At 55.3% G+C, this 24,088-nt stretch carries 20 protein-coding genes; 14 read left to right on the top strand and 6 right to left on the bottom strand.

Annotated elements, in window-relative coordinates; translation table 11 throughout:
- The first annotated feature begins 53 nt into the window (after positions 1 to 53).
- The 3 genes from JRC49_07330 to hemZ all read left to right on the top strand — a co-directional run bounded on the left by JRC49_07330 (position 54) and on the right by hemZ (position 3,629).
- Positions 54 to 1,433: a glycine--tRNA ligase gene (locus tag JRC49_07330; GenBank protein QTE72598.1), complete on the top strand. Its 1,380-nt coding sequence runs from the start codon at positions 54 to 56 to the stop codon at positions 1,431 to 1,433.
- Positions 1,434 to 1,525: 92 nt separating this feature from the next.
- Positions 1,526 to 2,161 carry an MBL fold metallo-hydrolase gene (locus tag JRC49_07325; protein QTE72597.1) on the top strand — a complete coding sequence of 212 codons (636 nt, stop codon included), beginning with the start codon at positions 1,526 to 1,528 and terminating at the stop codon, positions 2,159 to 2,161.
- A gap of 28 nt (positions 2,162 to 2,189) precedes the next feature.
- Complete coding sequence (hemZ, locus tag JRC49_07320; protein QTE72596.1) at positions 2,190 to 3,629, top strand: coproporphyrinogen dehydrogenase HemZ; 1,440 nt, start codon at positions 2,190 to 2,192, stop codon at positions 3,627 to 3,629.
- A gap of 167 nt (positions 3,630 to 3,796) precedes the next feature.
- Here the strand turns inward: hemZ and JRC49_07315 are convergent, their stop codons facing one another.
- From JRC49_07315 to JRC49_07290, 6 genes are all read right to left on the bottom strand, one after another.
- Complete coding sequence (locus JRC49_07315; protein QTE72595.1) at positions 3,797 to 4,246, bottom strand: D-tyrosyl-tRNA(Tyr) deacylase; 450 nt, start codon at positions 4,244 to 4,246, stop codon at positions 3,797 to 3,799.
- 102 nt (positions 4,247 to 4,348) lie between these two features.
- Positions 4,349 to 6,529: a bifunctional (p)ppGpp synthetase/guanosine-3',5'-bis(diphosphate) 3'-pyrophosphohydrolase gene (locus tag JRC49_07310; protein ID QTE72835.1), complete on the bottom strand. Its 2,181-nt coding sequence runs from the start codon at positions 6,527 to 6,529 to the stop codon at positions 4,349 to 4,351.
- Between the two features lie 187 nt (positions 6,530 to 6,716).
- The gene (gene recJ / locus JRC49_07305) at positions 6,717 to 8,372 is read right to left on the bottom strand and encodes a single-stranded-DNA-specific exonuclease RecJ (GenBank protein QTE72594.1); all 1,656 of its coding nucleotides are present in this window, start codon (positions 8,370 to 8,372) and stop codon (positions 6,717 to 6,719) included.
- Between the two features lie 159 nt (positions 8,373 to 8,531).
- On the bottom strand, positions 8,532 to 9,425 hold the full coding sequence (secF, locus tag JRC49_07300) for a protein translocase subunit SecF (protein QTE72593.1): 894 nt from the start codon (positions 9,423 to 9,425) through the stop codon (positions 8,532 to 8,534).
- Positions 9,425 to 10,750 (bottom strand): protein translocase subunit SecD, encoded by a 1,326-nt coding sequence (gene secD, locus JRC49_07295; GenBank protein QTE72592.1) that lies wholly within the window; start codon positions 10,748 to 10,750, stop codon positions 9,425 to 9,427. The genes secF and secD overlap by 1 nt, the downstream gene beginning before the upstream one ends.
- A 108-nt stretch (positions 10,751 to 10,858) precedes the next feature.
- Positions 10,859 to 11,662 (bottom strand): GNAT family N-acetyltransferase, encoded by an 804-nt coding sequence (locus JRC49_07290; GenBank protein ID QTE72591.1) that lies wholly within the window; start codon positions 11,660 to 11,662, stop codon positions 10,859 to 10,861.
- 20 nt (positions 11,663 to 11,682) lie between these two features.
- Here JRC49_07290 and JRC49_07285 point away from each other — a divergent pair, with 20 nt between their 5' ends.
- From JRC49_07285 to JRC49_07235, 11 genes are all read left to right on the top strand, one after another.
- Positions 11,683 to 11,757, top strand: coding sequence for a hypothetical protein (locus tag JRC49_07285; GenBank protein ID QTE72834.1), 75 nt, complete (start codon positions 11,683 to 11,685; stop codon positions 11,755 to 11,757).
- A 286-nt stretch (positions 11,758 to 12,043) separates the two neighbouring features.
- Positions 12,044 to 12,562: a peptidylprolyl isomerase gene (locus JRC49_07280; protein QTE72590.1), complete on the top strand. Its 519-nt coding sequence runs from the start codon at positions 12,044 to 12,046 to the stop codon at positions 12,560 to 12,562.
- A 107-nt stretch (positions 12,563 to 12,669) separates the two neighbouring features.
- Positions 12,670 to 12,942, top strand: a complete 273-nt coding sequence (locus tag JRC49_07275; protein ID QTE72589.1) for a cell division protein ZapA — start codon at positions 12,670 to 12,672, stop codon at positions 12,940 to 12,942.
- Between the two features lie 155 nt (positions 12,943 to 13,097).
- A complete protein-coding gene (locus JRC49_07270; protein ID QTE72588.1) occupies positions 13,098 to 15,533 on the top strand; it encodes a U32 family peptidase in 2,436 nt (811 codons plus the stop codon).
- Between the two features lie 51 nt (positions 15,534 to 15,584).
- A complete protein-coding gene (locus tag JRC49_07265) occupies positions 15,585 to 17,939 on the top strand; it encodes an endonuclease MutS2 (GenBank protein ID QTE72833.1) in 2,355 nt (784 codons plus the stop codon).
- 188 nt (positions 17,940 to 18,127) lie between these two features.
- Entirely contained in the window at positions 18,128 to 18,823 is a 696-nt protein-coding gene (locus JRC49_07260; protein ID QTE72587.1) for a response regulator transcription factor, read from the top strand.
- Positions 18,824 to 18,975: 152 nt separating this feature from the next.
- Positions 18,976 to 20,418, top strand: a complete 1,443-nt coding sequence (locus JRC49_07255; GenBank protein QTE72586.1) for a HAMP domain-containing histidine kinase — start codon at positions 18,976 to 18,978, stop codon at positions 20,416 to 20,418.
- A gap of 161 nt (positions 20,419 to 20,579) precedes the next feature.
- On the top strand, positions 20,580 to 21,092 hold the full coding sequence (locus JRC49_07250) for a shikimate kinase (protein QTE72585.1): 513 nt from the start codon (positions 20,580 to 20,582) through the stop codon (positions 21,090 to 21,092).
- Positions 21,093 to 21,114: 22 nt separating this feature from the next.
- Positions 21,115 to 21,942, top strand: coding sequence for a uridylate kinase (locus tag JRC49_07245; GenBank protein ID QTE72584.1), 828 nt, complete (start codon positions 21,115 to 21,117; stop codon positions 21,940 to 21,942).
- A 31-nt stretch (positions 21,943 to 21,973) separates the two neighbouring features.
- Positions 21,974 to 23,161: a beta-lactamase family protein gene (locus JRC49_07240; protein QTE72583.1), complete on the top strand. Its 1,188-nt coding sequence runs from the start codon at positions 21,974 to 21,976 to the stop codon at positions 23,159 to 23,161.
- 150 nt (positions 23,162 to 23,311) lie between these two features.
- Positions 23,312 to 23,797 carry a CtsR family transcriptional regulator gene (locus tag JRC49_07235; protein ID QTE72832.1) on the top strand — a complete coding sequence of 162 codons (486 nt, stop codon included), beginning with the start codon at positions 23,312 to 23,314 and terminating at the stop codon, positions 23,795 to 23,797.
- Positions 23,798 to 24,088: the final 291 nt, after the last annotated feature.

The raw sequence follows: 24,088 nt of genomic DNA, 5'->3' as shown, positions 1-24,088 counted from the left end.
AAACCTTCACCTTTTACCTGTTTTCAAAATGACAATTACCGGAGGGAAAGACAATGGCTGAACTGACAATGGACAAGCTGGTAGCACTGTGTAAGAACCGCGGATTTATCTTCGCCGGTTCCGAAATCTACGGCGGTCTCGCAAACACCTGGGACTACGGCCCTCTGGGTGTGGAATTCAAGAATAATGTGAAAAAGGCCTGGTGGCAGAAGTTCGTGCAGGAAAGCAAGTACAACACCGGCCTGGACTGCGCGATCCTGATGAACCGTGAAGTCTGGGTGGCCAGCGGCCATGTGGGCGGATTCAACGATCCCCTGATGGACTGCAAAGCCTGTAAGGCCCGCTTCCGTGCCGACAAGCTGATCGAGGACTTCACCAAGGGTGAAGAAACCGGCGACGGCTGGACCAACGCTGAATTGGAGCAGTTCATCGCTGATCACGATATCGTGTGCCCGGTGTGCGGCAAAAAGGACTTCACCGGCATCCGTCAGTTCAACCTGATGTTCAAGACCTTCGCGGGCGTGAACGAAGACAGCGCGAACGAAATCTACCTGCGTCCGGAAACGGCCCAGGGTATTTTCGTCAACTTCCAGAACGCCATGCGTACCACCCGGAAAAAGCTGCCGGCCGGTATCGCCCAGATCGGTAAATCTTTCCGGAATGAAATTACCCCCGGTAACTTCATCTTCCGCGTACGTGAATTTGAGCAGATGGAACTGGAGTTCTTCTGCAAGCCCGGTGAGGACCTGGAGTGGTTCAACTACTGGCGCGGTTTCTGCCGTGACTGGCTGCTGAGCCTGGGGATCAAGGAAGAAAGCCTGCGGCTGCGAGATCATGAGCCCGAGAAGCTGGCCTTCTACTCCAAGGCTACCACGGACTTTGAGTTCCTGTTCCCCTTCGGCTGGGGCGAACTGTGGGGCGTAGCGGACCGTACTGACTACGACCTGACCCGGCATCAGGAACACTCCGGCAAGAGCATGGAGTACCTGGATCCGGTAACCAATGAAAAGTACGTTCCGTACTGCATCGAGCCCTCCCTGGGTGTGGATCGTATGGTTCTGGCCTTCCTGTGCAATGCTTATGAAGAGCAGGAACTGGAGGGCGGAGACGTACGTACAGTGCTGCATCTGCATCCGGCGCTGGCACCTTACAAGGCTGCCGTGCTGCCCCTGCAGAAGAACAAGCTGGGCGGACTGGCCAGCGAGATTCATGCTGAACTGTGCAAGTACTTCCCGGTGGAATACGATGAAACCGGCTCCATCGGCAAGCGCTATCGCCGTCAGGATGAAATCGGCACGCCCTTCAGCATCTGCGTGGACTTCGAGACGGAAGAGACCCAGACGGTCACCATCCGCGATCGTGACACCATGCAGCAGGAGCGCGTTCCGATCAGCGAGATCCGCAAGTACATCGAAGACAGAATGAGATTCTGAGTTAAAAGGCGTTCCTTGGGAACGCCTTTTTTCAATGAATCATGTATAATGAATTGTGCAGAGAATCACATGCTGTAAATGGAGGGATATGTATGCGGATTGATGAGCTTACCGTGGGACCGGTGCAGACCCGCTGTTATGTCCTGAGCAAAGAGGATGGACAGGAATGCATCGTGATTGATCCCGGAGACGAAGCAAAACGGATCCGGAAGGCTGCAGGAGACCGGAAAATCGCGGCGATTCTGCTGACACACGGGCATTTTGACCACATAGGAGCAGTTCGGGAACTGCTCAATTCAGAATTCAGAATTCAGAATTCAGAATTATCCGCTGAGGCGGGAAAAGATGACCTGTCAACAACAGGTTTTTCCCAAAGTACTAGAATTGTTATACACGAATTAGATGCACCGATGCTGGGAAATCCGGAGTTGAATGCCAGTATTGGGCTCATGGGACAACAGATTACAGCGCCTGAAGCGACAGATCTGGTGAGGGAAGGCGATGAGCTGGATCTGGCCGGACTGAAGGTAAAGGTGCTGCATACGCCGGGCCATACGCCGGGCAGTGTCTGCTATGAAATTGAAGGAGAGCTCTTTACCGGCGATACCATCTTTGAATACGGTTGGGGCAGGACAGATCTGCCGGGCGGGAACGAGAGTGACATGGTAGCGTCGCTGCGCCGCCTGTCATCTTTAGTGCGGACGATGCCAATGCATGCAGGACATTAATCAATTAACAATTAATGGTTGGTAGGATATGACGGAAATAGAGAGCTATCTGGAGACGATTGAACCGGAGCTGAGGGTGTTAACCCGGATCTTCGGGTTTCCGGAAAGTGTATGGGATGAACCCCGGAAGTTTGTACCCCTTTCTGAAGAAAAGGAAGGGCGGTTTTATATTGCCTTCGCGGCAGACGGACATCGCGTGGAACGGAGTACTCCGGCGCCGGAGGATGCGGATGAGCGGATCCGTACCCTGCATCGCAGACGCGCGGCCAGGCGTCTTTGCAAGCAGACCTTGTATGATCTGCTGAAGGAAATAACCGGTATTCAGCCGCCCTGGGGCAGCCTGACCGGCGTACGGCCGACGCATCTGATGCTGGAAGCCCTTGAGGAAGGCCTGACGCCGGAAGCGGCGATTGAACGGCTGGCTGCGGATTTTGACGTGGCGCCTGACCGGGCTGCACTGCTGGCGGAGATTGCGGCGGAACAGCGGAAGCTTCCGAAACCCGGGGACGAATGGATGGACGTCTATATCGGTATTCCCTTCTGTACGACCCGTTGTGCCTACTGTTCCTTCTCCTCCGGAGAAATAGGCGACGGAAGCCTGATCGAGCCTTATATGGCCTCCCTGACGCGGGAAATGAGAGCCTGTGCGGAGATCCTGAAGAACAGCGGACGGAAGCTGCGTGCTTTGTATGTGGGCGGAGGTACTCCCACAGCGCTGCCGCAGGGAGCCTTTGAGCAGCTGATGGAAGAAACCGTGCGCTGCTTTCCGGGTGCAATGGAGTATACCGTGGAAGCGGGACGGCCGGATACCCTGACCCGGGAAAAGCTCCGGGCAATCCGGAACGCCGGTATCGGCCGGATTTCCATCAATCCCCAGACTATGAATGACCGGACGCTGGAGATTATCGGCCGGGCCCATACGGCGCAGCAGGTACGGGAAGCCTATGCCCTGGCCCGGGAAGAAGCAATTCCCCATATCAATATGGACGTGATTGCCGGACTGCCGGGGGAAAATGAAGCGGATTTCGCCCACACCATGGAAGAAGCCCGGAAACTGCGGCCGGAAAGCCTGACTGTGCATACCCTGGCAATCAAGCGCTCCTCACGGATGAGCCTGGAAAACCATCCGCTTCCGGATGGAAATATGACAGCCCGCATGGTGGAAGCCGGACGGGAAACAGCAAGGGCCATGGGCATGGCGCCGTATTACCTGTATAAGCAGAAATATATGGCAGGGAACCTGGAGAATACCGGATATGCCCTGCCGGGCCATGCGTGCCTCTATAATGTGGACATCATGGAAGAAACGAGTCATATTCTGGCCATGGGTGCCGGCGGAATCTCAAAGCGGATTTTCCCTGAAGAAGGACACATTGAGCGGGCTCCGAATGTGAGCAATATACTGGAATACCTGAAGAGAACGGAAGAGATGATAAAGAGAAAAAGCGAGCTTTTTCTCAATGAATAATGAATACTGAACAATTAAGTATTGGCGGCGGAAGCGTGACAGAAGGGACAGGCCCTCGGTCACATTTTCTTCGAAAACAGTGACAGATGGCCAGTCCCGCAGTCCCGCTTTCACCGCTTGTTCCATTGATTGCAGCCAATGGAACGAAAAAAGCGTTCTGATTGATATCAGAACGCTTTTTCACTGTCCAGCAGGATGGTTACCGGGCCGTCATTGACGAGGGAAACTTTCATCTCTGTACGGAAGCGGCCGGTTTCCACGTGGATTCCCTGAGCCCGCCAGGCAGCTACCGCCTGTTCATAAAACTCATTGGCCATTTCCGGACCGGCAGCCTGGAAATAGGAAGGCCTGCGGCCGCCCCGGGCGTCACCGTAAAGGGTGAACTGGGAAACGGCCAGGATGCTGCCGCCCACATCCAGGATGGAGCGGTTCATGACGCCGTTCTCATCGTCATAAATGCGGAGGTTCTGGACTTTCTCCACGATGTATTTCAGGTCCTTATCGGTGTCTTCCTTGGATACGCCGATCAGGACCATCATGCCTGCGTCGATGGCGCCGACGGTTTCGTTTTCGACGGTCACGGAAGCGCTGGTAACGCGCTGGACAACTGCTCGCATAGTAGAATCCTTTCGGGAAAGGTAGGAGTTAGGAGGTAAAAGTGATGAGTGATCAGTGAAGAGTGAAGAGTGTAGAGTGTAGAGTTGTTTACAGAGCAACGATTATTTCGTTGCTCTGTAAACATCAAGAATATCAGACTTGTTGCGGAGGGCCTGGATGACCTTGTTCATTTCTTCACGGGAATGAACATCCAGGGTCAGATGAAGTGTGGAAATCTTGGTCTTTTCATCGCTCTGGATAGAGGCCGCGCGGATGGAAACGCCGTTCTCACCGATGATGGTGGCGATTTCACTGAGCATGTTCAGCCGGTCATAGGCAATGATGGTAATGGTGGCGTAGAAGGTATTCTGGCCGTCGCTGGCCCATTCCACGGGAATGCGGCGCTCTTCTTCACCGGTGGCGACGTTGACGCATTCCGCTTTATGGATGGTCACGCCGCGGCCGCGGGTGATATAGCCCACAATCTCGTCTCCGGGAACAGGGCTGCAGCACTTGGCAAAGCGGACGGGGATATCCAGGTCCTCACTGCCGGTGAGCACGATGCCGTGATGGGCGCGGTGCTGGCTGAGGCGCTTTTCCTCAGAAACCATGTCGTCCACGGTCTGGACGGTCTGAACCGGCTGTTCCTTCGCCTTCTGCTCTTCGATCAGGCGGGTGACAACATAGACGACAGCCATGCCGCCGTAGCCGACAGCACTGCAGATGTCATCGAAGTCCGTGAAACCGGTGCGCTTTAGGATGGGCTCATAATACTCAGGCTTGACGATATCGGACATGCGGACGCCGCGGCGGACGCATTCCTTTTCAATCATGGCACGGCCGATTTCAACGTTTTCTTCCTTCAGGGATTTCTTCAGGAACTGGCGGATCTTGGCTTTGGCCTGGGGCGTTTTGCAGATCCGGAGCCAGTCGGTTCCCGGTCCCTTGGAGGAAGCGGAGGTCAGGATTTCCACTCGATCGCCGGTACCCAGGGGCGTGTCCAGCGGAACGATTTTACCGTTGATTTTCGCACCGACGCACTGGTTGCCGATGGCGGAGTGAATCCGGTAGGCAAAGTCCAGGGGCGTGGCACCCTTGGGCATGGAAATAACGTCACCCTTGGGCGTAAAGAGGAATACTTCCTCAGAGAAAAGGTCTGTTTTCAGCGTGTCCAGGAATTCGCGGGAATCCCGGGTTTCCGTCTGCCAGTCCAGCATCTGGCGGACCCAGAACAGCTTGTGGTCCAGGTTGTCTTCCCGGTTGGCGCCTTCCTTGTACCGCCAGTGGGCAGCAATGCCGAATTCCGCCACGCGGTGCATGTCCCAGGTACGGATCTGCACCTCGAAGGGGAAGGGAATCTTCCGGCCACCCACAACGGTGGTGTGAAGGGACTGGTACATGTTGGCCTTGGGAACAGAGATATAATCCTTGAACCGGCCGGGGACCTGATTCCACAGGGTATGGACAATACCCAGGACTGTATAGCAGTCCGGAATGGTATCCACGATGACGCGGATGGCGATCAGGTCATAGATCTGGTCAAAGGCCTTCTGCTGAAGCACCATCTTGCGATAGATGGAATAGAAGTGCTTGCTGCGGCCGTCGATGTTGTAGCGGATATGCTGCTGGTCCAGCCGCTCTGAAAGCTCATTGATGACCAGCTTGATGCTCTCCTCCCGCTCCTGGCGCTTCATGCCGACGAGATGGACAATGCGGTTGTAGCCTTCCGGATCAATGTACTTAAGGGACAGGTCTTCCAGCTCCTGCTTGATGGCATAAACACCGAGGCGGTGCGCCAGGGGCGCATAGATATCCAGCGTTTCCCGGGCAATGGCCTGACGGCGTGCTTCCGGCTGGAAACGCAGGGTGCGCATGTTATGCAGACGGTCCGCCAGCTTGATCAGAACGACACGGATATCCCGGGACATCGCCAGGATCATCTTACGGAGGGATTCAGCCTGGGCTTCCTCACGATCCGCAAAATCCAGCTTGTTCAATTTGGTGACGCCGTCTACAAGATCCGCCACTTCATTGCCGAACTCCTCGCGGATGGTATCAAGGGTGATACCTTCGCAGTCCTCGACAGTATCATGCAGGAGACCCGCGGCGATGGTGGGGGGATCAATCATCAGATCCGTAAGGATCGAAGCGACAAGGGAAGGATGGGTGAAATAAGGCTCACCGGATTTGCGGAACTGGCCTTCATGGGCCTTTTCGGCAAACTTCCAGGCTTTTTCCACCAGCTTGTAGCCGTCACCGGGATGGTATTTCTGTATCCGGTTAAGCATCTGATCCAGAGGCATTGCTTCATAAGATGTGAAAGCCATGGGTGATCCTCCTTTCAGTCGGATTTAATTCACAATTCATAATTCATAATTCATAATGCTTTTCTGTTGCTCCCGATGAAAATACGGCTTCGGGAACAATATATTATTATACCATGTTTTTGGAATTATGTTTACTCCGGGGTTTCCGGGGGTGTAAGGGCGGTCATTCTGCATTAATACATGCCACCTGGGCTTCAATGCTGACGCGGCCGCGGAAGTCGTTCCGGATGGGACGATAGAGCAGGTCCAGGACGGCAGGGCTTTCGTCAGCGACGTCGCCCTTTGAGAAGGCAATGCCGTCCACAACGGACAGGTCCTCATCCAGGACAGTCAGCTTCAGATGGGAGTCGTCTTTGCCTACCCGGCGGAGGGACTGAACTTCAGCACCCTGCAGCAGGAAGAGCGGTGCGGGGTTGCCGCAGCCGAAAGGCTCCATGCGATCCAGCATTGCAAGGGTTTCGGGAGTCCAGGTACGGAATGGGACAATCATGTCATATTCCATGGCGGGCAGGAAGCATTCCTCCGGTGCGGCGGAAGAGATTTCTTCTTCCAGCCGTTTCTGAAGCAGGGGAATATTCTCTGTCTTTACGGTCAGGCCGGCCGCCTGTTCATGTCCGCCGAAGCGCTCCAGCAGGTCGGCGCAGGCGGAGAGCATACGATAAATATTGACACCGGGAATGGAACGACAGGAACCGACGGCAGTGCCCTCATGAATGCTGAGAGCGATGGCAGGCAGGTGAAAGCGTTCACACAGCCGCCCGGCGGTGAGGCCGATCAGGCCGGGATTCCAGTCCTCTCCGGAAACAATGACCACATGGGATTTTGCCAGCTCAGCCGCATCCAGCTGGGTCAGGGCGGAGGCTGTCATCTCCCGCTCCAGGTTCTGCCGGGTGCGGTTGGCTTCCTCCAGCAGACCTGCGATATGGGAGGCTTTAGCGGGATCCGGGGTCAGGAGCAGATGGACGCCGAGTTTTGCGTCTCCCAGGCGGCCGGCAGCGTTAAGCCGGGGACCGAGGCGGAACGCAAGATCATCGGCGGTAACCGCAGCCTGTAGTCCGGCTTTTTCCAGCAGCGCTTTCAGGCCGGGCCGGGAGGTATTCATGATACGATGAAGTCCTTCCCGGACGATGACCCGGTTTTCTTCCTGCAGGGGGACGATATCCGCAACGGTGGCGAGGGCAGCAAGATCCAGCCGCTTTTCCACACCCGGCATCCCCTGAAGGGCCTGGCAGATTTTGAGCGCCACGCCCGCACCGCACAGATAGGGGCAGGGGTATTCTCCCAGAAGCGGATCCATCACCACGTCAGCCTGGGGGAGAATTTCCGGAGGCTGGTGATGGTCTGTCACGATGACGGTCAGACCAAGGGACTTCGCCAGGGCAACTTCTTCCACATTGGAGACACCGCAGTCCACTGTAATCAGAACCTGAGCTTTTTCCGCTATTTCACGGACAGCATCGGCATTCAAGCCGTAGCCTTCGGTGTGACGGGAAGGAATGCGGTATGCCAGGGACGCGCCTTCCTCGTGCAGGGTTTCCATCAGGATGGAGGCAGCGCAGACGCCGTCTGCGTCATAGTCGCCGTAAACGAGGATGGTTTTTCCTTCATCAATGGCCTTCCTGAGCAGGGCAACGGTTTCCGTCATGCCAGGGAGCAGGAAAGGGTCATGGAGATCATCCAATGAGGGATTCAGGTAACGGCGGGATTCTTCTTCTGTATGGATGCCGCGGGCAAAGAGAAGCCTGGACATCCAGTCCGGAAGACCATTGAAAGGAGGGCAATCCGAAACACATCGCTGAATGAAACGTGTATGGGTCATGGGATCGCCTCCTTTCTGCTAATTCAGAATTATGAATTCAGAATTCTGAATTAACGGTATGATGAGAATTCGGGACTAGTCAATACAGATGCGGTATACAGATCCATAAAAAGAAGAAGAAAGGACTGCGTCCCCGCAGTCCTTTCCGTTTGTTTTTAATCAGGCTTTGGCCTTGCGGCTGCGGCGTTTTTCTTCCAGGAAAGCCCAGACATAACCGTTGATCATGTTGGCGCTGTAGACACCGGAGAGGATACCGACGATGATCGGCAGAGCGAACTCACGGATGGAAGCAACACCCAGGATGCACAGAGCCACGATGGTGATCAGGGTGGTTACTGTGGTGCAGATGGTGCGGCCCAGGCTCTCACGAATGGAGATGTTGGTAACTTCTTCACGGGGAGCGGTGGGCATCTTCTTGGCATTCTCACGAATACGGTCGAAGATAACAATGGTGTTGTTGATGGAGTAACCAACAATGGTCAGCGCCGCGGCGATGAACGAAGAGTTCATCTGGATCACGGAGCGGAAGATCACCATGAAGGAGAGCATGATCAGCACGTCATGCAGCAGACCGAACACAGCAGCGAGGCCGGAGTTCAGGTCGAACCGGATGGCGATGTAGACCAGCATCAGGCCGGCGGCGAGAAGCACGGAGATGATCGCGTTCCGGACCAGGGTGTCACCGGCTACGGGACCAACGTAGTTCACATCACCGATGGAAACGGCTTCCGGATAGGTTTCCTTGATGCCGGCTTCGAAATCAGCCTGGACCTTCTGGATGTCGTCCTTGGTAATGTCCTTGATGCGGATGTTCACTTCATTGTTGTCGCGGCCCTGAACGGTGACGGTGCTGTTTGTAACACCCATGTTTTCCAGGACGTTGGTCACGTCAGCGGAAGTGACGGCGGTCTTCATATCATACTGCATGGAGAGGCCGCCTGCGAAATCGATACCCAGGTTAATTCCATTACCGGAGAGGTGCAGGCCCAGGGCGACGAGGATGATCACGGCGGAGATGATAAGGCAGATCTTGGAACGATTCTTGATAGTCATTACGCCTCAACCTCCTTTTCATCAACAACGTTTACTTTGGTATAGAGGGAGGTGTTGGTAGCACCAGCGTTCACGAAGCGGTTCATGAGGAAGCGGGTAACAATGATCGCAGTGAACATGGAAACAACCACGCCCAGCAGCAGGGTCTTGGCGAAGCCCTGGATGGAACCGGTGCCGTAGAACAGCAGCACGATGGCGGCGATCAGGGTGGTGACGTTGGCGTCCAGGATAGCGGACATAGCGTTTTTGAAACCGGCGCGGACGGCAGCCTTCACGCTGCGGCCCTTGCGGACTTCTTCGTTGAAGCGTTCGAAGATGATGACGTTCGCGTCAACTGCCATACCGATGCCCAGAACCACACCGGCCAGACCGGGCAGGGTCAGCTGGATATGGAAGAGAGCGATGAGCAGGAACAGCAGGATCGTGTAAATGGTCAGGGCCCAGGAGGCGATGAGACCATTCAGACGATAACGGAGGATCATCAGGAGCATGATCAGCAGGATGCCGATCAGAGCGGCACGCACGGAGGAAGACACAGCGTCCTGACCGAGGGTGGCGGACACTTTATCAACCTTCTGCTGGGTCAGTTCCAGCGGCAGAGCACCGGACTGGATCTTGGCGGCAACGCTGGTCGCCTGTTCCTGGGTGTAGTTGCCGGAGATGACGCCGTGGCCGTCCAGGATTGCGGTCTGGACAGTGGCGTTAACCAGCTGTTCACCGTCCAGCTCAATGATCAGGTTCTTACCGACATTGGCGGCGGTGACTTCACCGAAGATCTTGGCGCCTTCTTCATTCAGTTCAAAGGCGATCTCATGACCTTTTTCGCCGTAGCTGTAAACGGCCTTCTTGACCATGTCGCCGGTCATGAAGACTTCGCCGTCGGGAGTTTTGAACTCCATCTTAGCGGCAGCGCCGATCAGGTCCAGTACGGTATCGTCCTGAACATCCGGGATTTCAACACGGATGCCGTCAGCGCCCAGCTGCTGGACATTGGCTTCATTGTAGCCCTTGTCAGACAGACGGGAGCGGATAATGGACATGGTACCTTCGCGCAGGCTGTCGAAGTCCGCGGTGGAACCTTCCGGAGCTTTGCCGGAATATTCAACATACATACCGCCCCGCAGATCAAGACCCAGAGGCAGGGATTCAGGCCAGTTCTCGGAATTGGTGGTGGGCAGCCAGGACAGAACCTTGTACAGTCCACGGGGAGGCAGGCTTACTCCGGTGACACCGATCACGCCAAGTGCGATGGTGACGACGAGCAGCACGCACAGCGCGATGATGGCTCCGGTTTTGCCGCCAACGCGCTTATTGCCGGATTTCATATTGATCGTTTCCTCCTTCGAAAACACAGTTGAAGATATTATAAACGCCTGACGTTTTTACGTCAAGCGCTATTCAAGGTAAATCAAGGGGAAGAACCGGAAAAGAACTCAGTTCAGATACATGCCCGGGAAGATCATATTGACGCCCAGAACGGTGCCTCCGAAGTCCGCTGCCAGACGCTGCTGGGGAACACTGCGGCTCATGATCCGGGTGGTGATGCGGGTAACACCTTCAGCGGCCATGATGGCCATCAGCCGATGCAGGAGTGCTTTGCCCATGCCCTGGTTCCGGCTGCCGGGCTCAATATAGATGGCAACCAGTTCACAGTCCGTGCCCTGTCCGGCCATGATCGCTTCGCCGATGAGCACCGCATTGCGGTACAGGCCGAGGGTCATGAAGTGGGGCATACGCTGGAGGCTCTTGAGATAGTTCATATCCACAAAGGAGATTTCATTCATCTGGAGCCGGTAGATGAGGCTGTTCTGCTCGTCCCAGGTATTGAGGGGAGTGGGAGCAACAGTGCAGCTCATCGGAATGCGCCCGTCACCGAAGGGGATGGCCAGCTGGAGGACTTCATCGGTTTCGTTGCAGTCAAAACCGTTATGAGTATAGAAATCCTTCATCTGGATATCATTAGGGGCGATACTTGTGTACAGACGGCAGCGCATCTGCGGATTCACGTTCTGCAGAATGCGTGCGCGGGCAACCAGCGCGCCGAAAAGGAGATACCGTGAAGCAGGATCTCCGGCCAGCGAAAAATACAGATTGACAGGACAGTCCGGATACAGGCCGGGCTGGAGCTGATAGAGGATAAAGCCATATCCGGTTTGTGTTCCAAGGTCGTCGACCGCGTAGAACACGTCTTCCGGGTTCAGCCCGTTTACAGGCTGCTGGGGATGTACGATCGTCATAGCGTGTACTCCTTTCGGGAATCCCCTTATTATACAAAGTATGGAGAAGGTTGTCAAAAAAGGCGCAGAGTATGCTTTGTGCCTTTTTTGAATGAAATATTTGCCCGCTGGGCAAATATGAAATATCGCTTTCGCGATGTGAAATACAGAACCGCAGCGCGGTTCTGTGTGAAATATCCGCCCAAGGGCGGGTGTTATATTTACTTTTTACCTCTATGGTGTGATTGAAGGAAGGCTTCAATATCCCGGTGCTGTGGCACTGCTTGCCATGGGAGGGAAAAATCGTTATAATAGGGAAGCTTTCATTCTGAATGAAGGTAATTATATTTCAAAAACAATCTGGAACTGGAGCGGAGCTCCAAAGGGAGGAAAATCAGAAACATGGCACAGAATCCTGTGTTTACAATCACTATGAACGACGGACGTGTGATGAAAGGCGAACTGTATCCTGAAGTCGCGCCGCAGTCCGTTGGCAACTTTACCGCGCTTGCCAACAGCGGTTTCTATGACGGACTGATCTTTCACCGGGTCATTCCGGGCTTCATGATCCAGGGCGGCGATCCCAAGGGGATCGGCATCGGCGGCCCCGGCTACTGCATCAAAGGCGAATTTGCTGCGAATGGAGTTAACAATCCCCTGAAGCATACCTACGGTGTGCTGAGCATGGCCCGCAGCATGATGCCTGATTCCGCCGGAAGCCAGTTCTTTATCATGACCAGCGACAGTCCCCACCTGGACGGACAGTACGCTGCCTTCGGCAAAGTGCTGGAAGGAATGGACGTGGCAGAGGACATCGTGAAGGCAAAGCGGGATCGCTCCGATAAACCGCTTGAGCCGCAGGTTATGGCATCGATCCGGGTGGATACATTCGGACAGTGCTATCCCTTTGACCAGATCTGAGAAAAGCATTGAAGCGCGGAAAGGGTTGAACCCCTTTCTGCGCTTTTCACTTATGTACGGGATCATATGTACTCAATGAGGCGGTTGACAGAGACAGGAGGCAGGAAATGGAAAAGCAGAAAATCACCGTAACGGTTGCGGGCAAAAACTATACGCTGGTATCCGGCGACGCGCCGGAGTTTGTGAAGCGGGTGGCGTCTTTCGTGGACCGGAAACTGAACGAAACGGCAGCGGTAACCAACCTGCCTTCCGGGCAGGCGGCTGTGCTGACCTGTTTTAACCTGGCGGAAGAATTGCTGAAGGCGCAGGATGAGAATACGATGCTGCGCAGGCAGAACGAGCAATTGGCGCGGAGCGCCAAAGCAATTCAGAATTCATAATTCATAATTCAGAATTAAGTGCTGAGTTGATCCGGAAGATGACTTCCGACGTATGGATATAAAAGCTTTCAGCATGAAATTCAGGAGTATGCCGGTATATAATCATTATGAATTATGAATTGTGAATTATGAATTAATTCAAGGAGTGTAGCGACATGGAGAATCTGGCTCCGGCAGGGAACCGCGCGGCTCTGGAACGGGCAGACGCGGCAGGTGCGGACGCGGTATACCTTGGGTATTCCGCTTTCAGTGCGCGCGCCGGTGCAGGGAATTTTAACCGGCAGGAGCTGGAAGATGCCATCCGCTATGCCCATCTGCGCCATATGCGGGTTCATGTGACCGTGAACACGCTGGTGAAGGACGGGGAACTGGCACAGGTAACAGAGGTACTGCGGCTGCTGAATGATCTTCATGCGGACGCTGTGCTGGTGCAGGACCTGGGTGTGCTGCGAATCGCCCGGAACCTTTTCCCGGACCTGACGATGCACGCGAGTACCCAGATGGCCATTCACAACCGGACAGGAGTGGTATGGTGCGGAAAACACGGAATCCGCAGGGCGGTGCTGGCACGGGAGTGCTCCCTGGAAGAGATTCGCAAGTGTGCGGATACCGGTGTTGAGATTGAAGTATTTGTTCATGGCGCGCAGTGTGTGGCAGTGAGCGGACTGTGCCTGTTCTCCAGCATGGTTGGAGAACGAAGCGGAAACCGCGGCCGGTGTGCCCAGCCCTGCCGGATGGAGTATGACTATCGCGGACGCCGGGGCGCATGGCTGAGTCCCAGGGACGTATGCCTGCGGGATGAACTGCCGAAGCTGGCGGAGGCCGGTGTGGTTTCCTGCAAGATTGAAGGCAGACTGAAGCGGCCGGAATATGTGGCCACTGTGGCGGCCAGCTACCGGAAAGGCATGGACAGCCTTGAACGGGGAAGCTTTGAGAAGGCCGACGAAGCAGAAAAAGAGGGGCTGCTCCAGATCTTTAACCGGGGCGGCTTCATGAAGGGATATGCCCTGGGCTGCGAGGACGCGGGGGTGATATTCCCGGACACGGTGAATCACCAGGGCGTCCGGATCGGCCGGGTGACGGCTGCAGACGGAAAACTGGCAAAGGTACAGCTGGAAAAAGACCTGCGGAATGGTGACGGGCTTTCACTGCGGGGAGCACATGAGGAGATCAGCCTGGTTTATGCCGGACCGAACCTGAAGACCGGGGAGACGGCTATCCTGCGGCTGAGGCCGGACGTGAAGGCCAAAGGCGGGGATATCGTATTCCGCCAGACGGCTGTGGATCAGCTGGAAAAAGCGGAAGCGATGAAGGGCAGGACAGTGCCGGTGGATCTTTTCCTGAAGGCGATGCCCGGAGAAGCACTGCGCCTGACTGCTACGGACGGAGAGAATACCGTGACGGTCACGGGTGAAGTCGTGGAAGCTGCGAAAACCCGGGCGGTCACAGAGGAAGAACTGGGACGCAGCCTGGAAAAGACCGGGGATACGGTCTTTGTTCCGCGTGAGGTTAAAGCGAAGACGGCAGGCGCCTTTGTGCCGGTAAGCCGGGTGAACGCTATCCGACGGGAAGCGCTGGAAGCGCTGGCGGAGGAGAGAATAAGGGAATTCGAACAACGAATTTCCAATTCAGAATTTCTGCGATCGCTGTTACCAAAGGATCAAAGATCCTTTGACAGCTGTAGCATGGCAGCTGTTACCCAAATCAAAGATTTGGACAGCAGCTCAACAATTCAGAATTCAGGATTAAAAGATTGTGCGGAATACCTTCCTGCGGGAGAAGTGCCGCAGACTGCTTATGTTCGGACGACAGAGCAGGCTGAGTTAGCCAGAACAGCCGGGCTGCGGGTGGTCTGGTGTCCGGAGGATTACCGGACGGAAGCCCTGCAGGCACTGAAGGTGGTAATCCAGCCGGGAGACTGGCTGGCCCTGCCGGATGTATGTGAGGAAGAGACCCTGCAGGCCCTGCGGCGTTATACAGAAGAAAACAAGGAACTGCTCGGCGGCGTTGTACTGGGTTCTGTCGGACAGTTGGGAACGGACTGGCCGGTAGCTTATGCGGCAGGCGCAGGGGTTCCGGTGATGAACCGCCAGGCGGCTTCGCTGCTGATGGAGGAAGGGTGCGCGTTTGTGACAGCCTCACCTGAACTGACGGGACAGGAACTGAAGACGCTCCTGGCCGGGGGCGCGCCTGTTGTGACAACGGTTTACGGACGGACACGGCTGATGCTGCTGCACCACTGTCCGGCGCGGACTGCCCTGGGACTGAAGAAAGGACATGCAGGCTGCCGGATGTGCGATGAAGGACATCCGGACGCACTGAAGGACCAGGTGCTGGAAGACCGGAAGGGATACCGATTCCCGCTCCTGCGTCAGCGGCTGCCGGAAGGGTGTCTGGTACAGCTGATGAATGCCTTCCCGACGGACATAATCAATTCAGAATTCAGAATTCAGAATTCAGAATTAAACAGAGCGGTTGTCCTGACTACGGAGGATCCGGAAGACACAAGAATGGTTCTAAAGGCTTTCAAAGAAGGACGGAAGACGGATGGGGAAACTACATCCGGACATTGGAAAAGACCAGTAGAATAATTATGAATTGTGAATTATGAATTCATAATTCCGAAGGAATTAATAGCTATGATGAAAGAAAGAACACTGCGGGTGCTGGAGTTTACCAGGATCCGAGAGCTCCTGGCTGAGGGTGCACTGACGCCGGCAGGGGCGGAGAAGTGCCGGGCACTGGAACCGGCGGATGAACTGACTGCCGTGCAGGCACTGCAGGCGGAGACGGAAGAGGCAACCGTCATTCTTCAGTATACCGGCGGACATCCGATGATTGCGTTTCCGGATGTAAAACCGGCGCTGGTGGTTTGCGAGAAAGGCGGAAGCCTGAGTGCCGGGATGCTGCTGAATGTGGCTGAACTGTTGCGGGCGAGCCGCGCGGCCCAGGATGCGCTGGTAACGGAACGGGAAAATACTCCCATACTGCGGGCAAAGGCGGAGGGCCTTTTTGTTGCCCGGAATATTGAAAGGGATATAACGGACGCGATTATCTCCGAAGATGAAATAGCTGACCGGGCCAGCAGCGAGCTGATGAATATCCGTCGGCATCTGCGGGGAGCCCAGGACCGGATCCGGGATAAGCTGAATCAGATGATCCACTCCGCCACACTGCAAAAAGCGCTGCAGGATCCGATCATCACCGTGAGAAACAACCGGTATGTGCTGCCGGTGCGGGCGGAATTCCGCTCCAGCGTCCCCGGCCTGGTTCATGACCAGAGCTCTTCCGGCGCGACGCTGTTCATCGAGCCGATGGCCGCGGTGGAAATGGGCAATGAACTGAAACAGTGGGAACTGAAGGAACAGCAGGAGATTGCCCGGATCCTGGCGGCATTATCCGCTGAAGTGGCGCCCTATGCCGCGGCCATGGCGGAAACCCAGGAGCAGCTGGCGGAGCTGGATTTCATCTTTGCCAAGGGACTGCTGAGCCGCCGGTTTTTCTGCGTGAGCCCGAAGATGAACAATGAAGGACACCTGAAGATCATCCGCGGACGTCATCCGCTGATTGATCCGGAAAAGGTAGTGCCCTCTACAATATGGCTTGGAGAAGAGTTTACTTCCCTGATCATTACCGGCCCGAATACCGGCGGTAAGACAGTAACACTGAAGACCGTGGGTCTGTTTACCCTGATGGCCCAGGCGGGCCTCCAGGTGCCGGCGGATCCGGGAACAGAGCTAGCTGTATTTGAGCAGGTGTTTGCGGATATCGGAGACGAGCAGAGCATTGAACAGAGCCTGTCCACTTTCTCCGGACATATGACCAACATCGTGGAGATTATGCACGAGGTGACGCCCCGGGACCTGGTGCTGTTTGACGAACTGGGCGCCGGAACGGATCCCACGGAAGGTGCTGCCCTGGCCCAGAGCATCCTGACACGGCTGCTGCATATCAAAGTGCGGACCCTGGCAACGACCCACTACAGCGAGCTGAAGGCTTTTGCTCTGACTACACAGGGCGTTGAAAATGCCTCGGTGGAGTTTGACGTGGAGACGCTGCGGCCGACGTACCGCCTGTCCATCGGCGTTCCCGGAAAGAGCAACGCCTTTGAAATCAGCCGGCGGCTGGGACTGCCGGAAAACCTGATTGACGCAGCCCGGAAACTGCTGAGCGGAAACGCGATCCGGTTTGAAGACGTGATTGCCAACGCAGAGTATCACCGGCAGGTGGCGGAAAAGGAACGCCAGCTGGCTGAGGAAGCGAACCGTGAAACCATCAAGCTGCGCAATGAAGCGGAACAGCTGCGCCGGGAGATGGAACAGAAGCGGGAACAGGCGCTGCGCAAAGCCCGGGAGGACGCGAAGCATATTGTGGATCAGGCAAGACGGGAAAGTGAGAGCGTCATTGCCGAACTGAAGAAAATGAAGAAGAACGCTGCGCAGGGAGACGCCTCTGTGAACGACCTGCGCAGGCGGCTGGACAAGGAAAGCGACGCGCTGGCGGAGGGCCTCGGACAGGCTGCACCCGACGGCGGCGAAGCGCCGAAGACCGTCAAGGCCGGGGATAAAGTGAAGATTCTGACCCTGGGCGTAGAGGGAACCGTGCTGGCGCCTCCGGATGAAAAAGGCGAGGTACGGCTGCAGACCGGCATGATGAAGTTTACGGCGGAGCTTTCGCAGCTTCGGCTGATTAAGGAAGCTCCGGCGAAGGAGAAGACAACCGTAAAGGCGAAGACAGGCATGATGACCCGGACGGTGAAGAGCGAATGCGACGTACGGGGAATGAACCTGGAGGAAGCGTTGGACGCGGTGAGCCTGTACCTGGATGAAGCGGTGCTGGCCGGACTGAATGAGGTTTATGTCATTCACGGAAAGGGAACAGGGATCCTGCGGGCCGGGATCCAGCAGGACCTGAGGAAGAACAAGCATGTGAAGAGTTTCCGTCGGGGCATGTATGGTGAAGGAGAAGACGGCGTAACGGTAGTCACGCTGAAGTGATATGTAATTCAGAATTCAGAATTAAGAATTCAGAATTTATAGTAAGGGATTTCTCCACTTCGCCTTCGGCTTCGGTCGAAATGACACCTAGTGTATGTACGTATGTTTATGGAAAAGTTCAGGCCAAGCATCTCGAATTATGAATTATGAATTGTGAATTATGAATTGATAACGACGGAGGAGTTAGCGTGAAGGACAAGCCGTGTATTCTGGTAGTGGATGATGATCCGAATATCAGCAGGCTGGAGCAGCTGTACCTGGAAAAGGAAAACTATGAGGTGAAGGTGGCTGCGGACGGAAATGAGGCGATTGACTCTTTCCGGAAGATGCCGCCGGATCTGGTGCTGCTGGATGTGATGCTGCCGGGAACGGACGGATATGAGGTGCTGAAGACTATCCGGAAGAGCGGCAGTATCCCGGTCATCATGGTCACGGCAAAGGGTGAAACCTTTGATAAAGTGCTGTGCCTGGAACTGGGTGCGGATGACTACATTGTGAAACCCTTTGACGGAAAGGAACTGGTTGCCCGGGTGAAGGCGGTGCTCCGCCGGAGCCGCGGCAGCGAGGAGGAACAGGCCGGGGATCTGACCTTCCCGGGGCTGACAGTGAGCCTGAAAGAATACGACGTACACTATGAAGGAAAACGGCTGGAAATGCCGCCGAAGGAACTGGAAGTGCTGTATTTCCTGGCGTCCCATCCGAACCAGGTGTTTACACGGGAACAGTTGCTGAGCCAGATCTGGGGTTTTGACTTTTTCGGAGACAGCCGGACGGTGGACGTGCACATCAAGCGGCTGCGGGAAAAGTTGACAGAAAGCGAGAAATACGGCTGGAGCCTGTACACCGTACGAGGGATCGGGTATAAGTTTTCTACCGACAGATAATCAATAATTCAGAATTCAGAATTATTAGTCCGACGTTCCATTATCTTAAGCGGTGTATCCTGGTAGTGAATAGTTCGGCGATTTATTAGGATCCATATTTAATTCTGAATTCTGAATTCATCATTCTGAATTTGCTATAGGGGGGTGAGACTGTGTTTGCGCGGATTATGGCTGTGGTGATGGCGGCAATTCTGCTGACCACAGTCTGCCTTTCTGCGGTCTGGTGGCTGACATTGCGGAATCAGCAGATTGACGCCAGACTGGACCACCTGAGTTCCGAAGCGGAGGGAATCGCCTACCTGGCCGGGAACCTGTCGGGCGAGAGCCTGATGGATACCATGTGGGACCGGGACAGCGAAACACGAACTTACCTGAACCGGACCGCGGAAAAGGTAAGCCAGGAATTCAATGCGCTCATTATTGTAATGGACCGGAATCAAAACGGAATGATCTACAACGCGGTATCTTCCGGCCAGGAAGATCCTGCGTTTATAGACAGCCTGAACAGCGATGATATCAACGCGGCAATGGATCGCATCCTGAACGGGGAAATGATCCGCATGCGTTCCGAAAGCGGAGAAGCACCCATGTTCACAGTCGGCGTGCCTTTTACCTGGGGCGGAAAAGTGAACGGAGCGGTATTTATCCGGACGCGGGCCCAGAAAATCGAATCCGGACTCGGGGAAATTCTGTGGAGGATCGTGGCGCTTGCGGTCGTGGTGACGGTGTTGACCGGTATTGTGGTATTCCTGTTTGTGCGCCGGAGACTGAAGCCGCTCAAGCAGTTGGAAACAGCGGCGGCGACGATCGCCGAGGGCGACTTCTCCGTGCAGGTGGATGAAAAGAAGGGTGACCGGGAACTGCGGGAGCTGAGCGGAGCGTTCAATACCATGACGCACAAGCTGCAGGGCGTGGAAGCCGGACGAAGGGAGTTTGTGGCGAATGTGAGCCATGAGCTTCGCAGTCCGATTACAAGCATCAAGGGTTTTGCGGAAGGTATGGCAGACGGCGTGATTCCCGCGGAGGAACAGCCGAAATACCTGCGGCTGGTGGCGGATGAAAGCAAACGGCTGAGCGGGCTGATCGATGACCTGCTGGCACTGAGCCGGCTGGAGCGGGATGACGCAAAGCCGGAGATGACCACCTTTGATATCGATGAGATGCTCCGGCGGGCAGTCATCCGGCGGATGAATGACCTGGAAGCCAAAGAGATCGATATCAGCTGCGAGTTTGAGACGGATCCCTGTCCGGTGAATGCGGACAGCGACCGGATTGAGCAGGTGGTGATTAACCTGCTGGACAACGCCATCAAATTCACGCCTGAGGGCGGAAAGATTGTCCTCGAATCGGCAGCGGCGGAAGGCGTCGTGAAGGTCACGGTCAGAGACAGCGGCAGCGGCGTGGCACCGGAAGACCGGGACAAGATCTTTGACCGGTTCTTTACAGCGGACCGGGCGCATACCGCGGGCAAGGGAACGGGCCTGGGTCTGAGCATCTGCAAGCGGATCATGGATATGCACGGGCAAAGCATCCGCCTGCTGGATACAGACGAAGGAGCGGCTTTCCAATTTACTTTGGAAAGAGCGGAAAAATGAGGGAAGCCCGGAAGCGGGTGCTTCGTTATTTATTCGGAATGATGCCGGGAAAGAACCATGGAAGAACGGTTCGGAAGGCTTCCGGCACTTGACGAAAAAGGAAAAAGTTGTATCATCTTGAAGAAAGAATAACGGGAACGATACCGGCAGGAAGGGGGACCATGGCAGTGGACAAGCATCTGTTTCTGATCGGCATGCAGGGCTGCGGCAAAAGCAGTCTGGGCAAGCGCACAGCAAAAGAAACAGGCGTTCCGTTTGCGGACACTGACGCCATGGTGGCTCAGAGTGCCGGTGGAACGGTGAACGAGTTCTTTGAGAAATACGGGGAAGAAACCTTCCGGCGGGCAGAAACAAACGCGCTGGCCGCGCTGACCTATGCCCGGCCGATGATCATCTCCACGGGCGGAGGCACGGTGTTGAATCCGGTAAACCGTCATATCATGCGGTCCTGGGGTACGATTGTGCTGATTGACAGGCCTTTGGAAGACATCCTGAGTGACATCAAGCTGGACCGGCGACCTACCCTGCGGGACGGGGGCCTGGCTGAGGTGGAACGTGTTTATCATGAACGGCTCCCTATATACCGCGATTTGGCCGACATCACCCTGAGAAACGATCAGGGATATCATATGGCGGTGTATATTCTTACCCGGCTGGTACGGGAAAGACTCTGACCGCGGAAAGCAGGAACGGAGCATGGATTATCAGTTTGAACTGGTTGGCAAGATCGGCAGCATGGCGCTGATCCGGCAGGAAGACCGGGATATTGACTACAACATTTTTTCCAGAATCGGGGCTGAACTGAAGCCCGGCATGATCTGGGTGACCAGCGGCGCGACGGAAATCGGCCGGCTGGATTATATCAAGCGGACAGGATGCGAACTGAGCGGAGATCCGGATCAGGACAAGGCGGATTACGCTGCCCAGGGACAAACCATCCTGATGCAGAATTACCGTCAGTTTGTTTCACCGGAATACGGCATCCGCCAGATCCTGGTGGAGCATACCCACTTCAATGACCCGGAAAAGAGTGAGCATATCCGCTCACTGCTGATCCGCGCCGCACGGCAGAAAACTATCCCGATTGTGAATTACAACGACCCGGTATCCGACGAGGAAAACCGGAAGATGGAACTGGCTGCCCGGCGGGAAAAGGGTGAAGAGGTTCACGAGTGCGTGGACAATGATGAAACGGCAGCGGTGATTGCCGGCCTGGTGAAGGCGAAGACCCTGGTGCTGATGACCTCCACGGAGGGGATTTACCAGGATCGCCGGGATCCCAGCACCCTGGTGCGGGACGTGATCGGCAAGACTTATGAAGAAGTGGAACGCAAGGTGCGGGAACTGCAGAATGCATGCATCGGCGCCAGCCGCGCCGGGGCAAACGGCGCCCGCGCCAAGCTGGAATACGCGCTGAGCTGCGTGAAGGGCGGCACCACGGTGATTATCGGGCATGCCCGTCACCGGCTGAGCGACCTGAAAGAGGGAAGGGTGCCCTGTACCCGAATCGGTGTGGATGCCTGACCCGGGGAGACAAAGGATGAGCGGTTCATCAATGGACACAACCCTCCTGAACGGCCTCCGGTTTTTTACCCGGGAAACGGCCATCCTGGAAGGTGTTTCCGCGGCATGCGGCGCCGGAAACAGAACAGTGTCAGCCATGGACGGGGCTGTCCGGGAGGACAGCGTTTTTGACCTGGCCAGCGTAACGAAACTGTTCACGGGCCTGTGTGCCATGAAACTGAAAGAAGAAGGTCTGCTGGATCCCGGCAGGCCTGTTTTTTCATATGATTCCCGATTCCGGTTCCTGAAGGATACCACGGTGTGGGATCTGATGACCTTTGCGGTCACGGTCCGTACTCCTGTCCGCCTGGACGGGTGTACCGACCGGGAAAGCGCTATGGAAGCGTTGTTTGCATCCACAGCCGCGCCGCACGAGGATGTGCGCCGGATCTATTCTGATATTCCGGCCATGATCCTGAAATATGTACTGGAAGCAGCAGCCGGGATGTCTTTTATGGACTGCGCACGGAAGCTGGTCCTAGAGCCGGCGGGCATGTCAGAGACCTGGTCCGCGGTTCCGCCGGAACGCCGGAAAGACTGCCAGTGCTACGACCGGGAACACCGGATCGAGAACGGGCAGCAGATTCTCCGGGAAGGATGGAAACCCGGGGTTCCGCATGATCCCAAGGCGGCGGTACTGCAGGGCGATACAGGAGATCTTTGCGGGCATGCCGGCCTGTTTTCCACCCGAGGGGATATGGTGCGGTTCTGCCGGGCAGTGCTGGAACGGAAAATTGTCGGGGAGGAATCCCTGAGGGAAATGGCGGTCAACCGGACCGGACGGAAGCGTACGAACGGGGCCTGGACACAGTTCCTGGGAATTCAGTGCTATGTGCGTCACCCGGATCAGTACTATTCGGAAATACCCTGCTATATGGGGAAACAGGCCTTCGGAATCGGCGGTTTCACGGGCAACCATGTTTCCGTGGATCCGGAACATGATCTCTTTGCGGTCTTCCTGGGAAACCGGGTGCTGAACCGGCTGACGGTGCTTGTGCCGGAGGAGGGGAAAACCCTTGCGGATTACAGCCTGAACCCGGACGGGACGGGCTTCTTCCGCTGGAATGATGGGGAAGTAATCCCTTCCTCGGTGAAGTATGTGCATCAGAAGGATGAACACTTTCACAAATCAGTTGCGGAAGCGCTGCAGCTTCCGGCAATTGATTTCAATGAAGAATGAATAATGAAAAATGAATAATGATAAAGTGTTTTACTGTATTACAGGACTATTTGGACTAAAAGCAGTTGTTGAATAAGTTGAGTATGTGTGTTATACTCAATAGGTCAAAGATAGTCAGAAACTACAGACCCTTTGACGAGGGGAGGGTTAATCATGCGTTTGAGCGATTCGATAGAGCAGTTTATCAAGGAACTTCTGAATGAAGAATCCACGGAAGTGGAGCTGAAACGGAATGAACTGGCGGAGTATTTCGGCTGCGCGCCGAGCCAGATTAACTATGTGCTGGCAACCCGCTTTTCCCCGGATCATGGTTATCTGACGGAGAGCCGCCGGGGCGGCGGCGGGTATATCCGGATTGTGCGTGTTGTACAGGCCGGGTCACAGCGGCTGATGTATCTGGTGAACGACCGGATCGGCGACAGCCTGGGAGAAGAAGAATGCCTCCGGCTGATCAGCCAGCTGAAAGAACAGCGGATTGTAACCGCGGATGAAGCCGCACTGATGGCGTCGGCAGTCAGCACGCGTGCGCTGAGTGTTCCGGTTCCGGATTCATTGAAGAACGCGATGCGGGCGAAGATGATGAAGTCCATGCTGATGACCATTGCGTCACGGAACAGAAATCAAATTCAGAATTAAGAATTCAGAATTCAGAATTATCTGTTATGAATAAAACAAGCTAACGAATTGTTTGACTTTCAGGGAAACTTCGCTGAACTCCAATAAGAGAAAAGAGGCGAGAGAAATGCTGTGCGAAGAATGCCATGTGAATGAAGCGAATTTTACGGTTTCCGTAGTAGCCGGTGAAGAGACTACGGTCAGACATCTGTGTGCCGACTGTATGAGTAAAATGAACGCGGACCTGATGAAAGGAAACGTCAGGAGCCTGCTGAGCACGGTGCTCAGTGCCATCAGGGCAACAGAAGATGA

This window comes from Clostridiales bacterium FE2011 (genome assembly GCA_017569305.1).
Classification (GTDB): Bacteria; Bacillota; Clostridia; order Christensenellales; family Aristaeellaceae; genus Aristaeella.
This window is presented reverse-complemented; position numbering and strand designations above follow the sequence as displayed.

Coding starts and splice junctions, on each gene's coding strand:
- JRC49_07330 (QTE72598.1), top strand. CDS start 54: ATGGCTGAACTGACAATGGACAAGCTGGTAGCACTGTGTAAGAACCGC.
- JRC49_07325 (QTE72597.1), top strand. CDS start 1,526: ATGCGGATTGATGAGCTTACCGTGGGACCGGTGCAGACCCGCTGTTAT.
- hemZ (QTE72596.1), top strand. CDS start 2,190: ATGACGGAAATAGAGAGCTATCTGGAGACGATTGAACCGGAGCTGAGG.
- JRC49_07315 (QTE72595.1), bottom strand. CDS start 4,246: ATGCGAGCAGTTGTCCAGCGCGTTACCAGCGCTTCCGTGACCGTCGAA.
- JRC49_07310 (QTE72835.1), bottom strand. CDS start 6,529: ATGCCTCTGGATCAGATGCTTAACCGGATACAGAAATACCATCCCGGT.
- recJ (QTE72594.1), bottom strand. CDS start 8,372: ATGACCCATACACGTTTCATTCAGCGATGTGTTTCGGATTGCCCTCCT.
- secF (QTE72593.1), bottom strand. CDS start 9,425: ATGACTATCAAGAATCGTTCCAAGATCTGCCTTATCATCTCCGCCGTG.
- secD (QTE72592.1), bottom strand. CDS start 10,750: ATGAAATCCGGCAATAAGCGCGTTGGCGGCAAAACCGGAGCCATCATC.
- JRC49_07290 (QTE72591.1), bottom strand. CDS start 11,662: ATGACGATCGTACATCCCCAGCAGCCTGTAAACGGGCTGAACCCGGAA.
- JRC49_07280 (QTE72590.1), top strand. CDS start 12,044: ATGGCACAGAATCCTGTGTTTACAATCACTATGAACGACGGACGTGTG.
- JRC49_07275 (QTE72589.1), top strand. CDS start 12,670: ATGGAAAAGCAGAAAATCACCGTAACGGTTGCGGGCAAAAACTATACG.
- JRC49_07270 (QTE72588.1), top strand. CDS start 13,098: ATGGAGAATCTGGCTCCGGCAGGGAACCGCGCGGCTCTGGAACGGGCA.
- JRC49_07265 (QTE72833.1), top strand. CDS start 15,585: ATGAAAGAAAGAACACTGCGGGTGCTGGAGTTTACCAGGATCCGAGAG.
- JRC49_07250 (QTE72585.1), top strand. CDS start 20,580: ATGGCAGTGGACAAGCATCTGTTTCTGATCGGCATGCAGGGCTGCGGC.
- JRC49_07245 (QTE72584.1), top strand. CDS start 21,115: ATGGATTATCAGTTTGAACTGGTTGGCAAGATCGGCAGCATGGCGCTG.
- JRC49_07240 (QTE72583.1), top strand. CDS start 21,974: ATGGACACAACCCTCCTGAACGGCCTCCGGTTTTTTACCCGGGAAACG.